The sequence below is a fragment of the Pigmentiphaga soli genome (assembly GCF_039541095.1).
Taxonomy (GTDB): Bacteria; Pseudomonadota; Gammaproteobacteria; order Burkholderiales; family Burkholderiaceae_B; genus Pigmentiphaga; species Pigmentiphaga soli.
Genome location: NZ_BAABFO010000009.1, coordinates 1 through 11,491, shown reverse-complemented (window position 1 = coordinate 11,491; position 11,491 = coordinate 1). Strand labels below are relative to the sequence as shown.

General features: G+C 69.3%; 12 protein-coding genes and 1 tRNA gene. 9 read left to right on the top strand and 4 right to left on the bottom strand.

The window, feature by feature from the left end:
* Positions 1-7: 7 nt before the first annotated feature.
* Entirely contained in the window at positions 8-1,216 is a 1,209-nt protein-coding gene (locus tag ABD927_RS10945) for an MFS transporter (RefSeq protein ID WP_345249240.1), read from the bottom strand.
* A gap of 272 nt (positions 1,217-1,488) precedes the next feature.
* Here ABD927_RS10945 and ABD927_RS10940 point away from each other — a divergent pair, with 272 nt between their 5' ends.
* Entirely contained in the window at positions 1,489-2,322 is an 834-nt protein-coding gene (locus ABD927_RS10940) for a BUD32 family EKC/KEOPS complex subunit (protein WP_345249238.1), read from the top strand.
* A 78-nt stretch (positions 2,323-2,400) separates the two neighbouring features.
* On the opposite strand, the gene ABD927_RS10935 is transcribed toward ABD927_RS10940, so the two are convergent.
* Positions 2,401-4,098 (bottom strand): chloride channel protein, encoded by a 1,698-nt coding sequence (locus ABD927_RS10935; RefSeq protein ID WP_345249236.1) that lies wholly within the window; start codon positions 4,096-4,098, stop codon positions 2,401-2,403.
* A 209-nt stretch (positions 4,099-4,307) separates the two neighbouring features.
* Between ABD927_RS10935 and ABD927_RS10930 the strand changes: the two genes are divergently transcribed.
* The 5 genes from ABD927_RS10930 (at position 4,308) to ABD927_RS10910 (ending at position 7,069) form a co-directional block, all read left to right on the top strand.
* Entirely contained in the window at positions 4,308-5,270 is a 963-nt protein-coding gene (locus ABD927_RS10930) for a LysR family transcriptional regulator (protein ID WP_345249234.1), read from the top strand.
* 139 nt (positions 5,271-5,409) lie between these two features.
* The gene (locus ABD927_RS10925; RefSeq protein WP_345249232.1) at positions 5,410-5,988 is read left to right on the top strand and encodes a type 1 glutamine amidotransferase domain-containing protein; all 579 of its coding nucleotides are present in this window, start codon (positions 5,410-5,412) and stop codon (positions 5,986-5,988) included.
* A 52-nt stretch (positions 5,989-6,040) separates the two neighbouring features.
* Positions 6,041-6,117 (top strand) — tRNA-Arg (locus ABD927_RS10920).
* 108 nt (positions 6,118-6,225) lie between these two features.
* Positions 6,226-6,480 (top strand): hypothetical protein, encoded by a 255-nt coding sequence (locus ABD927_RS10915; RefSeq protein ID WP_345249231.1) that lies wholly within the window; start codon positions 6,226-6,228, stop codon positions 6,478-6,480.
* A 91-nt stretch (positions 6,481-6,571) separates the two neighbouring features.
* Positions 6,572-7,069 (top strand): hypothetical protein, encoded by a 498-nt coding sequence (locus ABD927_RS10910; RefSeq protein ID WP_345249229.1) that lies wholly within the window; start codon positions 6,572-6,574, stop codon positions 7,067-7,069.
* Positions 7,070-7,141: 72 nt separating this feature from the next.
* Here ABD927_RS10910 and ABD927_RS10905 read toward each other — a convergent pair whose 3' ends face one another.
* Complete coding sequence (locus ABD927_RS10905) at positions 7,142-7,393, bottom strand: hypothetical protein (RefSeq protein WP_345249226.1); 252 nt, start codon at positions 7,391-7,393, stop codon at positions 7,142-7,144.
* Between the two features lie 551 nt (positions 7,394-7,944).
* Between ABD927_RS10905 and ABD927_RS10900 the strand changes: the two genes are divergently transcribed.
* Positions 7,945-8,148: a cold-shock protein gene (locus ABD927_RS10900; protein ID WP_345249224.1), complete on the top strand. Its 204-nt coding sequence runs from the start codon at positions 7,945-7,947 to the stop codon at positions 8,146-8,148.
* Positions 8,149-8,175: 27 nt separating this feature from the next.
* Here the strand turns inward: ABD927_RS10900 and hmpA are convergent, their stop codons facing one another.
* Positions 8,176-9,369, bottom strand: coding sequence for an NO-inducible flavohemoprotein (gene hmpA / locus ABD927_RS10895; RefSeq protein ID WP_345249503.1), 1,194 nt, complete (start codon positions 9,367-9,369; stop codon positions 8,176-8,178).
* Positions 9,370-9,526: 157 nt separating this feature from the next.
* On the opposite strand from hmpA, the gene norR reads away from it, so the two are divergent.
* Positions 9,527-11,110, top strand: a complete 1,584-nt coding sequence (gene norR, locus ABD927_RS10890; RefSeq protein ID WP_345249222.1) for a nitric oxide reductase transcriptional regulator NorR — start codon at positions 9,527-9,529, stop codon at positions 11,108-11,110.
* A gap of 191 nt (positions 11,111-11,301) precedes the next feature.
* Positions 11,302-11,491 (top strand): hypothetical protein (locus ABD927_RS10885; RefSeq protein WP_345249220.1); only part of this gene is annotated, 190 nt, incomplete at its 3' end.

Sequence of the window (11,491 nt, the reverse complement as noted above, 5' to 3'; positions counted from 1 at the left end):
CCCTTTCCTATGCCTTCCTGGCACGCGGCGTGAAGGCCAGGAACACCGCCAGCAACAGGGCCGGGAAGAGCCCGCCGGCCACGCACAGGCCGGCCCAGCCGTAGGCCGCGTACAAGGCGCTGGCCAGCGCGGAGCCGAGCGAGGCGCCGGCGAAGCAGGAAGTGATGAAGACGGCGGTGACGCGCGAACGCGCCTCCGGCGCGATGCTGTAGATGACCGACTGGTGCGTGACCTGCAGGCCCTGCACGCCCACGTCGAGCAGGAACACGCCGCCGATCACGGCCGCCAGCGAATGCGCGCCCAGCGCCAGCAGTCCCCACGAGGCCAGCAGCACGATGGCCAGCGCGGTGGTGGCCAGCCGCGCGTGGCCGCGGTCGGCCAGGCGGCCGGCGGCGTTGGCCGACACCGCGCCGAGCGCGCCCACCAGCCCGAACAGGCCGATCTGCGCTTCGGAATAGCCGAACGGCGGCGCGCTCAGCAGGAAGGTCAGGCCGGTCCACAGCATGCTGAAGCTGGCCAGCGCCAGCATTCCGTACAGCGCCCGCCGCCCCAGTTCGGGATGCGCGCGCACGACGGCCGCCAGCGAGGCGATCAACTGCCGGTAGCGCAGCCGGCCGCGCGGCGGATCGGTCTTCATCGCGCGCCGCAGCAGCACGGCCAGCACCGCGACGGCCGCCGCGGCGCTCACGAACACCACGCGCCAGCCGGCCGCCTGGGCGATCAGCCCCGATACCGTGCGCGCCAGCAGGATGCCCAGCAGCAGCCCCGTCATCGCCTGCGCGATCGATTTGCCGCGCGTGCGCGCCGGCGCGATGGAGGCCACGTAGGGGATCACCATCATCGTCGCGCACGCAGTGATCCCGATCAGCAGGCTGCTCGCGCAGAACATGGCGAAGGTCGGGCTGGCGGCGGCCGCCAGCAGCGCCGCGGCGTTGGCGGCCATCATGATCGACAGCAGCCTGCGCCGGTCCAGCACGTCGCCGATCGGCACGATCAGCAGCACGCCGATGCCGTAGCCGGCCTGGGTGAAGGTGACCAGGTAGCCGGCATCGGTCACTTCGCGGCCGAAAGCGGCGGCCACCGCGGCCAGCAGCGGCTGCAGGTAGTACAGATTGGCGACCATCGCGCCTGCGGTGACCGCGAACAGCAGCATCCTCCAACGCTCGATGGGCGGGGCGTCGTCGGGGGCGAGGGGGGCGGAGGTTGGCGTGGACATGGCGGCGGTCGGAAAGGGGAAGGCAGCCGCACGGCGGCGCGCGCAGCTTCGGCGCCGCTGGAAGCGCCGGCGCGGAACTATAAGCCGAGACGGCATGCGCCGTCTAACCGGATGCCGGGGATGCAGGCGATCCCGGCGCGCGGATGACGCCATCCCTGCGTGCAGCAGGCCGTTACCGCCGCAGTCTCGCTGAAACATTTCGAACGTTTGAGGACACGACCGGTCTGTAGTATTTCCGATGCAGGCGCATGAAAGCGCATGCCGGAATGGCAATGTCATCGCTTTATCCGCTTCATTCCTACGACTGCGAACCGCCGTGCGAGCACCTGCCGCTGCGCACGCTGCGGGAACGGGCCGAACAGTGGCCATCGTCGCGCGTCTCGGTGCAGGCCTTCGACGTGGACGGCTGGCGCTATGTCATGAAACGCAGCCGGCCGCCGCGCTGGGCCGGCTTGCGCGCCTGGGCCGGCGCGCTGTCGTGCCTGGCGGTGTTCGGCGTCTGGCCCGCGCCGGGCCGCCTGCGGGTGGGAGACATCCACCACGAGGCCGCGCGCCTGCGCGCCCTGCGCGAACAGGGGCAGGCCGTGCCCCGAGTCTATCTCGAAACCGGCAACCATCTGGTCTTCGAGTACTGCGGGTTGACGGTGGAAAGAATCCTCGAACACATGCGGCCCGCCGCCCGGCTGGCGCTGCTGTCCAGGGTGGTCGACGACCTGGCCGATTTCCATCGCGCCGGCCATTGGCACGGCGGCGCGCAGTTGCGCAACCTGACGATGATGCATGGCCGCATCTATCGCATCGATTTCGAAGAGAACGTGGGCGCGGCCTTGCCGCTGCCGATCGCGCAGGCCTACGACGTGCTGCTGACCTTCCATTCGATGGTCGATCATCTCGGCGGCGACCCGGCGGCCGGCACCCGCCTCCTGGCGCGCTACCTGGCGCGCGTGCAGTCGCCCGGCGTGGCCGGCGCGCTGGGGGCGGCGGATCGCTGGCTGGGCCGGCTGCGCCGGATCGAGCCCTGGCTGGGCGCGCGGCTGCGCCGGGGGCACGACGTCAGGCGGGCGCTGGCGCTGGCCGGGATCGTGCACGGCGGGCTGGCCGCGTAGCGGCGGCGCCTCGCGGCCGCCCCGGCGGCTTCGAGGGCAGCCGCCTTCAACGCAGCTACTTCGACAACGCCACCGCCTTCAAGGCAGCAGGTGCCGCGCTTCCTTCAGCAGGTCGCTCTTCTGCAGGAAGCCGATCACCTTGCGCTCCTGCGCATCGCTGAGGACCGGCGTGCGTTCGGCGGGCGAGGCGATGACGGTTTCCCACGCCTCGACCACCTTCTGGTCGGCATAGACCACCGGGAACGCCGTGTCGGCCATGTCGGCCAGCGCCGCGCCGGCGGCCGATGCCGGCAGCGACATCAGGTCGTGCATCGACACCGTGCCGGCAAACACCTGGCCGGGACCGACCAGGAACACGAAACGGTTCTTGTGCGCCATGCCGGCCTCGCGCGCCGCCGCCGGCGTCGCGTCGCTGGGCACCAGCCGGTCGGCCGGCCGCATCAGGCGGCGCACCGTGGCGTCGTACAGGCTGTTGCGGCTGGCAAAGCGCGCGCGGTGGCGCGCGATCACCGCATACATGCCGGTCTGCCCCAGCATGTTGGAAGTGACGTAGGCCACCACGGTGGCCAGCATGATGGGAAAGATGAAGGTCGGCTCCTGCGTCATCTCGAACACCATCAGCGTCGACATCAGCGGCGCCTGGGTGGCGGCGGCCAGCGAGGCGGCCATGCCGGCCACGCCCAGCACCACGGCGATCTCCGGCAGGCCCAGGTAATGCGCCAGCAGCGGGGCGCCGGCCACGCCCACCAGCGCGCCCAGCAGCAGCGACGGCGTGAACAGGCCGCCGATGGCGCCGGCGCCGACGGTGGCCGCGGTGGCGACGATCTTCAGCACCAGCAGCACCAGCAGCGGCTCGGCCAGCGGCGCGCCCGACAGCAGCCTCGACAGCGGCGCGAAGCCGTTGCCCGCCACGTCGGGCGCGGCGATCAGCACCGCGCCCACGATCAGCCCGCCGGCCGTCATGCGCGCCAGCACCGAGCCGGGCAGCCGCGCGAACAGCGAACGCGAGACGCGGATGCTGGCCAGGAAGGCCGCGCCGACCGCGCCGGCGGCGATGCCCACCGCGATCACCGCGATCATCGCCTCGCCCTGCACGTCGAAGTGGTAGGGCGGCAGCGCGTACAGCGGCGTGTACTGTCCCATCAGGCTGACCACCCAGGTGGCGGCCACGGCGGCGGCGAACAGGAAGCCGATGCGCCACAGCTCCAGCCCGCCGAAGGCGATTTCGGCAATGAAGATGGCGGCCGCCAGCGGTGTGTGATAGACCGCCGCCAGGCCGCCGGTGGCGGCCATCGCGATGATCAGCTGGGTGCGTTCGCCGTCGCCGCCGCCCAGGCGGCCGGCCAGGGCCGAGGCGGCGGTGGCCGACAACTGCACCATCGCGCCTTCCTTGCCGACCGATCCGCCCGACACGATGGAAAAGAACGACGACAGGCAGCGCAGCAGCGAGGCGGCGACCGGGATGCGGCCGACGCGGCTGTCGATGATTTCGAGGTAATCGACCGGCGGCCCGCCCTGGCGCTCGTAGCGCCGCGCCAGCAGCAGAATGGCGCCGGCGATGGCCCCGCCCGCGGCCGGCACCAGCAGCCGCGTCTGCCACGACACGTGAGCGAGGATGCCGGTGATGTCGGCGGCGCTGTCGAACAGCAGCTCGCTGGCGGCGTCGGTCGCCCAGCGGAAGAACTGCGCCGCCAGCGCGCCCAGGATGCCGCACAGCACGGCCAGCGCCAGGCCCCGCAGATAGATCGAAGCCAGCTGCCGTTGGAACAAGACCATGGAGAACCCGTATGAGAAGAAAGACCGGAAGAAGACCGGCGCGCCGGCTCGCCCCCGCAAGCCCGGCGCAGCGGCAATTTTATATGCGCTTCGGATTCCCGGCCCCGCTCTCATATTTCCTCGTCTTATATGCCAGCGCCGTGCCGTAGGCGCCGCTGGCCCGCAATTTGCTAATTCCCCGCGGGGGAATTCTTTCAGCAGGCGCGCCGATGCGATCCGATCTCCAGTCGCTGGACATACACCATCTCACCGTTCTCAATCTGCTGCTGCAATACGGCAGCGTGACCAAGGTGGCCGAGAAGACGGGCCAGGCCCAGCCCGCGGTCAGCCGCATGCTGTGGCGGCTGCGCAAGATCCTGGACGACCCGCTGCTGGTGCGCAACGGCGTGCGCATGGTGCCGACCGAGCGGGCGATGGCGGCGCGCGCGCCGCTGCAGGAGATCCTGGCCCAGGTGGCGCGGCTGGAGGCCGGCAGCGATTTCGCGCCCGATCTGGCCGACCGCGAATTCCACATCGCCTGCGCCGACTGCGTGCCGCCCTGCCTGCTGCCCCAGCTGGTGGCGCGGCTGACGAGCGCGGGGCGGCGCATCCGCGTGCGCGTGCGGCCCACCGATCCCGGTTTCGACGCCGGGCGCGCGCTGGACGACGGCCGCATCGACCTGGCGATCGATACCAATCCCAAGCCGCGCGCAGACCTGCGCATCGGCCGCCTGTACGCCGACGATCCGGTCTGCCTGGTCCGCCAGGGCCATCCGCTGGCCGCCGGTCCGGGCCTGTCGCTGGCCGATTACCTGAACATCCAGCACCTGGCGCCGCAGCCCGGCTCGCCGCACGACATGGGGCCGATCGACGGCGAACTGGCCCGCATCGGCTATCGCCGCGTGATCGCGGCGACCGTGCCGGAATTCAACCTCGCGCCCTACGTGCTGCTTACCACCGACCTGGTTTTCACCACCGGCCGCGCTTTCGCCCAGCACTATGCGCAGATGCTGCCGCTGGCGATCCTGCCGGCGCCGGCCGAGTTCTCGCCGCTGGGCTTCTACCAGCTATGGCACGAACGCGACCACGCCAGCCCGGCCAATCGCTGGCTGCGCAAGCAGGTGGCCGAGGCGGTGCACGACCTGATCCTCGGCGCCAGCCTGCCGGCCCTGGCGCCGCCGGTGCCCGCGTAACCGAATGGTGCGCGGCGCCGCCGATTGCACCGAATTGGGGACGGCTCCGGCCTGCCGGCGGGCATGTGGAATGCCGCGGCAAGGGCGGGCACGCAATCTGCGGACAAGCTCTTCGGGCATTTATTCGAAGGAGCAAGCCATGGCGAATTCTCTGGCGCAGGCGAAGGTCGCGATTCTGGTCACCGACAATTTCGAACAGGTGGAACTGACCGGCCCCAAGGAAGCGCTCGAGCGCGCGGGCGCCAAGCCGCTGATCCTGTCGAAGCAGAAGGGCACCGTCACCGGCATGAAGCATGACGTCAAGGCCGACAGCTTCCCGGTCGACCTGGCCTGGGACGACGCCGAGCCGGCCGATTTCTCGGGTGTGGTGGTGCCCGGCGGCGTTTTCAATTCCGACGTGATCCGCTGCGAACCGGGGGCGCGGCGTTTCGTCCAGGCCATCCACGATCAGGGCAAGCCGGTGGCCGTGATCTGCCATGGCGCATGGCTGCTGGTGTCGGCAGGCCTGGTGGACGGCAAGAAGCTCACCAGCTGGCCGTCGCTGCAGGACGATATCCGCAACGCCGGCGGCAATTGGGTCGACGAGGAAGTGGTGCTCGACGGCAACCTGATCACCAGCCGCAAGCCGGACGACCTGCCGGCCTTCAATGCCAAGCTGATCGCCGCGCTCGGCAACGTGGAGCGCGCCGAGTCGCCGGCGCCCGCCCAGCCCACCTGAAAACCCGGTCGCGCCGCGGGGATGGGCTACAATCCGGCCGCCGATGGCCGTTCTGGCTGTAGCTCATCCGGATAGAGCAGCGGTCTTCTAAACCGCAGGTAGGGGGTTCGAGTCCCTCCAGCCAGGCCAGACGCCGTCCATGGCAGCCGTGCCGCGTTCGCGGCACGCGCATGGGCCTATTGAACTTTCCCTGCTGAAAGATTGCCCCAATACAGTCGCAGACTGTAGGAGAAAAATATGTCCGACGGTGCAGGTGAGCAGTACAAAGGCTACTACATCAAGACGGTAGCCCACCCCGTCAATCCCCACGGCGCCTCGGTGCTGTACGAGGCGTCGGCCAGCATCTCGCGCAACGCGGCGGCCAACTACAACCAGATCGCCGCCGACCATCTCGGGGAGGGCCAGGTGTTCGACAGCGAATTCGAAGCTCATCGATACGCCGAGCGCATGGCGCGCAAATACATCGACGCCCTGGAAAAAGCCGCCGGATAAGCCGCCGGATAAATCGCCGAATTTCTTCTTGAGTTTTCGCTGGCGCTGCCGCTAACAGGGTCGTTGGCACCCCTTGTATCGGGAAGATGCTATGCGGCTTCTTGTTGCGGCGATGTTATGCGGATGGGCCGCGTCGGCCTCGGCCGGCGCGCTCGACGTCGTGCCGGTGCTGCTTGGCGACAGCCAGGTCGGCATCGTGGTGAAGAACACCTCGGCCCAGCGGGCGCAGGTGAAAAAAATTCTCGTCAACGGCGAAGGCGAAAGAGGCGCGCGCAAGCTGTGCGCGCTGTCGTTCGATACCTCCCATGCCTCTTTTGCGCCGGGCGAACAGCGCACCCTGATGCTGCCCGGATTCGATCTTGATGTACTGGCCGGCTGCCTGCCGCCCGGATGGAACGATACCTTCGATCTTGCGGACATCGCCGAAATCAGTACCCGCAAGCGGGGCTGCGTATCGTGCGATTACCAGCTCGGCGTATGGGCCTGGAACGCCGCGGTGCCGTTCGAAGTAGGCTACGAGGCCATGCTCGGCTACCGCGAGGAAACCGGTTTGCGCCGCGCCTACGTGCATTTCTGGCGCAAGCGCTGAAAACTGCCGCGCCGCCGCGGCGCACCGGCCGTGCGGCCGGCGAACGGCGGCGGCGCGTGCCGGGGGGACGGATCAGTGGCCGGCCTGTTTGTGCTGGCCCGATTGCTGCTGCGACCCTGCCTGCTGGCCGCGCTGCTGGGACTGCGACTGCTGGTTCGAACCCGACGGGTTCTGCTGGTTCTGCTGGCCCTGGGGCTTGTTCTGGCCCTGCTGGCTCTGGGGGTTCTGTTGCCCCTGCTGGTTCTGCTGGCGGTTCTGGTTCGCCTGCTGTTGCTGGGGGTTGCTTTGCTGCTGTTGGCGGTTCTGGTCCTTCTGCTGATTCATGGATGTTCTCCAAGGTGGAAAGACAGGTCTGCCATGTCGGGCATGGCCGTCGCGGCCGTCTTGGCGGCGCCTTTGTCTTCCAGCAAGCCTTGTGCCGCCCGGTTCGGCGCCGGCTGCCGCGGGGCCGGGCGCAAGGGGGGCGTGTAAAAAGGCGGCGGGACATGCAGTTTCTGCCCCGCGGCCATGGTGCGCGGCAGGCGAATGCGGTTCGCCAGGCTATGTGTAGGTATTTACTTTATATGCGCCGGACGCAGTCTTCCCGCACGCGGCGAATGCCAGGTTGCGAGTTCTTACAATGACGTAAAACCGCGTGGCAGCGCGGCCGCCGGGGGGTGCGGATGGGCGCGCGCAGACCGGTGCCGGGCTTGTCCGGCCGCCTCCCCGTTGACGGGGCCGGATTTGCGGGCCATAGTCATTCGGCAAGATTTCAAGTGTTGCGGTCTCGTTCGTGCTGTGGCTTTGGCGTTGGTCCGACGTCGCTTCAATGGCGTTGCCCTCCTTGATGCGTTCTTGCAGTTCCCGATTTAGCTCACTCATTCAAGGAATGTCCCATGGCCACTGGCACCGTTAAATGGTTCAACGACGATAAGGGTTTCGGCTTCATCATGCCGGACGATGGCGGCAAGGATCTGTTCGCCCATTTTTCCGAAATCCAGGCCGAAGGCCGCAAGACCCTGCTCGAGAACCAGCGCGTCAGCTTCGAACCCACCCAGAGCCCCAAGGGCCCGCAAGCTTCGAAGATCCGCGTACTGTAAGCGCCGTAAACGCGCGATCGCGTCCCGTCAGTTCAACGCCTCGGCGGGACCGAAGAATTCGTACCTGGCCTGGCTGTCGGGTACGCCCAGTTCCCGCAGCGCCCGCCGGACGAAAGCCATGAACGGCTTGGGTCCCAGGAAGTAGGCGCTGCAATCGCCGCCGGCGGGCAGCCACTGCCGCAGTTGCGCCAGGCTGGGCCGGCCCGTCGCGTCGGGCCGGCGGCCGGCATCCGTCGCCGGGTGCTCGTGCACGACGTAAGCCTTGAAGCGCGGGAAGCGCTTGGCCCATGCGTCGATCGTGCCGCCGAAGGCCTGTACCTGCGCGTTGCGGGCGTAGTGGATGAAGACCACGTCGCGCCCGCCCTGTTCGAGCGCGGCTTCGGCCATGGCCAGCGTGGGCGTGATGCCCACCCCGCCGCTGATCAACACCAGCGGCTTGCCGCTTTCCTGTCCATCCAGCGTGAATTCCCCAGCCGGCGGGAAGAGCGACAGCGTGTCCCCCTCGGCCACCCGGTCGTGCAGGTAATTGGAAGCCACGCCGCCGGGTTCGCGCTTGACGCTGATGCGGTAGCCGCGCCTGCCGGGCGCCGCCGACAGCGAATAGTTGCGGCGGATTTCCTCGCCATCCACGATCAGGCTCAGGCCGATGTACTGGCCGGGCTCGAAGGCGAGCACCGGCCCGCCATCGGCCGGCTCCAGGTGGAAGGAGGTGATCTCGGCGCTTTCCGGCACCTTGCGCACGACGCGGAACTGGCGCGCGCCGCGCCAGCCGCCCGGCGCCTGCGCGAGGGCATCGTAGACCTCGCCTTCGGCGGCGATCAGCAGATCGGCCAGCTGCCGATAGGCCTGCGCCCAGGCCTCGACCACCGCATCGGTGGCGACCTCCGCGCCCAGGACTTCGCGGATCGCGCGCAGCAGGCACGCGCCTACGATGGGATAGTGTCCGGGCTGGATCTGCAGCGCCACGTGCTTGTTGACGATCTGGGCGGCCAGCGGCCCGAGCGCCTCCAGCCGGTCGATGTGGCGCGCGTACATGAGGATGCCATTGGCCAGCGCCCTGGGCTGCGCGCCGCTGGCCTGGTGGGCGCGGTTGAACAGCGGCCGGACTTCGGGATATTCGTCCAGCATCAGCCGGTAGAAATGCGTGGTGAGTGCCTCGCCGCCGTTTTCCAGCAGGGGGACGGTGGCTTTGACGATGTCGAGTTGGGTGTCGGTCAGCACGGTAAATTCCAGTTCATTCAAGTGGAGGTGGTTCCTCTTCCGGAATCGCACGATGCATGCCAGCAGTGAAATATTATTCGAATCAAATACTTATATCCCAATGTGGTAAATTGGAAGCTATTTTTTGACTCGATCGATATTGTCCGGAAATGTCGTTTTGACTCGAACCACAGATGTACTGAACGCCCTGGTTCCGCTGATTTCCGACCTCGCCCAGGAGCTGCCCGCCGAACTGCGCTACCGGCGCCTGCTGGATACGCTGCGCCGGCTGCTGCCCTGCGATGCCGTGGCGCTGCTGCGCCTGGAAGGCGATACGCTGGTGCCGCTGGCCACGCGCGGGCTGAGCGACGACACCCTGGGCCGGCGCTTCATGGTTGCCGCCCATCCCCGGCTGCACGCCATCCTGCAGGCGCCGGGCGCCGTGCGCTTCGCCGCCGACTGCGGATTGCCCGATCCCTACGACGGGCTGATACCGGGCGAGGGCAGCCAGCTGGACGTCCACGACTGCATGGGCTGCACGCTGCGCGTGGGCGCCGGCGCGTGGGGCGTGCTGACGCTCGACGCGCTGGAAACCGGGCGCTTCTCGCCGGCCGACCTGAAGATCCTCGATACCTTCGCCAGCCTGGCGGCTGCCACCGTGGCGGCGACGGCCCGCCTCGACGCGCTGGCGCGTTCGATCGAAGACGAGCGCCGCAGGGCGGAGTCCTATCGCCTGGCCGCCAGTCCGGCGCCGCAGGCGATGGTCGGGCACAGCCCGGCCTATCGGCAACTGGTTTCCGAGATCGAGCTGGTGGCGCCCAGCGACCTGACCGTGCTGGTCACCGGCGAGACCGGCGTCGGCAAGGAATTGGTGGCGCGCCAGCTGCACGCGCGCTCGCCGCGCGCCGACAAGGCCATGGTCAGCGTCAACTGCGCGGCGCTGCCCGAGCACCTGGTCGAGAGCGAATTGTTCGGCCACGTGCGCGGCGCCTTCTCCGGCGCGGTGGGCGACCGCCTGGGCAAATTCGAGATGGCCCATGGCGGCACGCTGTTTCTGGACGAGATCGGCGAGCTGCCGCTGGCCGTGCAGGCCAAGCTCCTGCGCGTGCTGCAGGACGGCCAGCTGCAGCGGATCGGGTCCGACCGCGAGCACCGGGCCGACATCCGGCTGGTCGCCGCCACCAACCGCGACCTGGCCGCGGAAGTCCGCGCCGGGCGCTTTCGCGCCGATCTCTATCATCGCCTGAGCGTTTTTCCGCTGCGGGTGCCGCCGCTGCGCGAGCGCGGCCGCGACGTGCTGCTGCTGGCCGGCGCCTTCATCGAAGAGAACCGGCGGCGCACGGGCTTGCGCGGGCTGCGGCTGTCGCAGGAGGCCCAGCGCGCGCTGCTGGCGCACGCCTGGCCGGGCAATGTGCGCGAGCTGGAATACCTGCTCGCGCGCGCCGCGCTCAAGGCAGGGGCGCGGCATGCCAAGGGAGACGCCTCGGGCATCGCCACGCTGACCGCGGAAGACCTCGACATGGCGCCGCCGGCACCGGCCGCTGCGCCGCCCGCGGACGCCGCCGCGCCGCCCGGGGCGCCTCGCGCCGACCTGCGTTCCGAGGTCGACGCCTTCCAGCGGCGCATGATCGAAGCCGCGCTGGAAGCGAACCGCGGCAACATGGCAGCCAGCGCCAGGGCGCTCGGCCTGGACCGCGCCAATCTGGCGCGGCTGGCGGCACGGCTGGGCATTGTCCCGGCCGGGCGGCGCCAGCGCGCCTGAGCAGTTTTTTCCTCGGCAAGCGACCTCGCGCGGCGGCAGGCGGGCATGCCTGGCATGCCATGCCGCATGGGCCACGGGCCAGGCGGCGCCCACCGCGGGTATGCGTATTGCTGACTTCGGACCTCGTTTCATTGTCGCGGCGACGTGGAGGCCCTGTCCCGCTTCGCCGGACCCACGACGGAGGTCCGATCATGCAGCATCCATCCCGAACCGTCGGCGCCGATCCCGGCGTGCAGGCGCCGGCCGGCGTGAGCCGGCGTTCCTTCCTGGCCGGCATGAGCGCGGCCGGCGCCTATGCCTGCGCCTCGCCGCTGCGCGGCGCGCAGGCCGCGGTGCCGGGCGGGGGCGGCGGGCCCGCCGCCGCGCCCCCGGCTGCCGCGG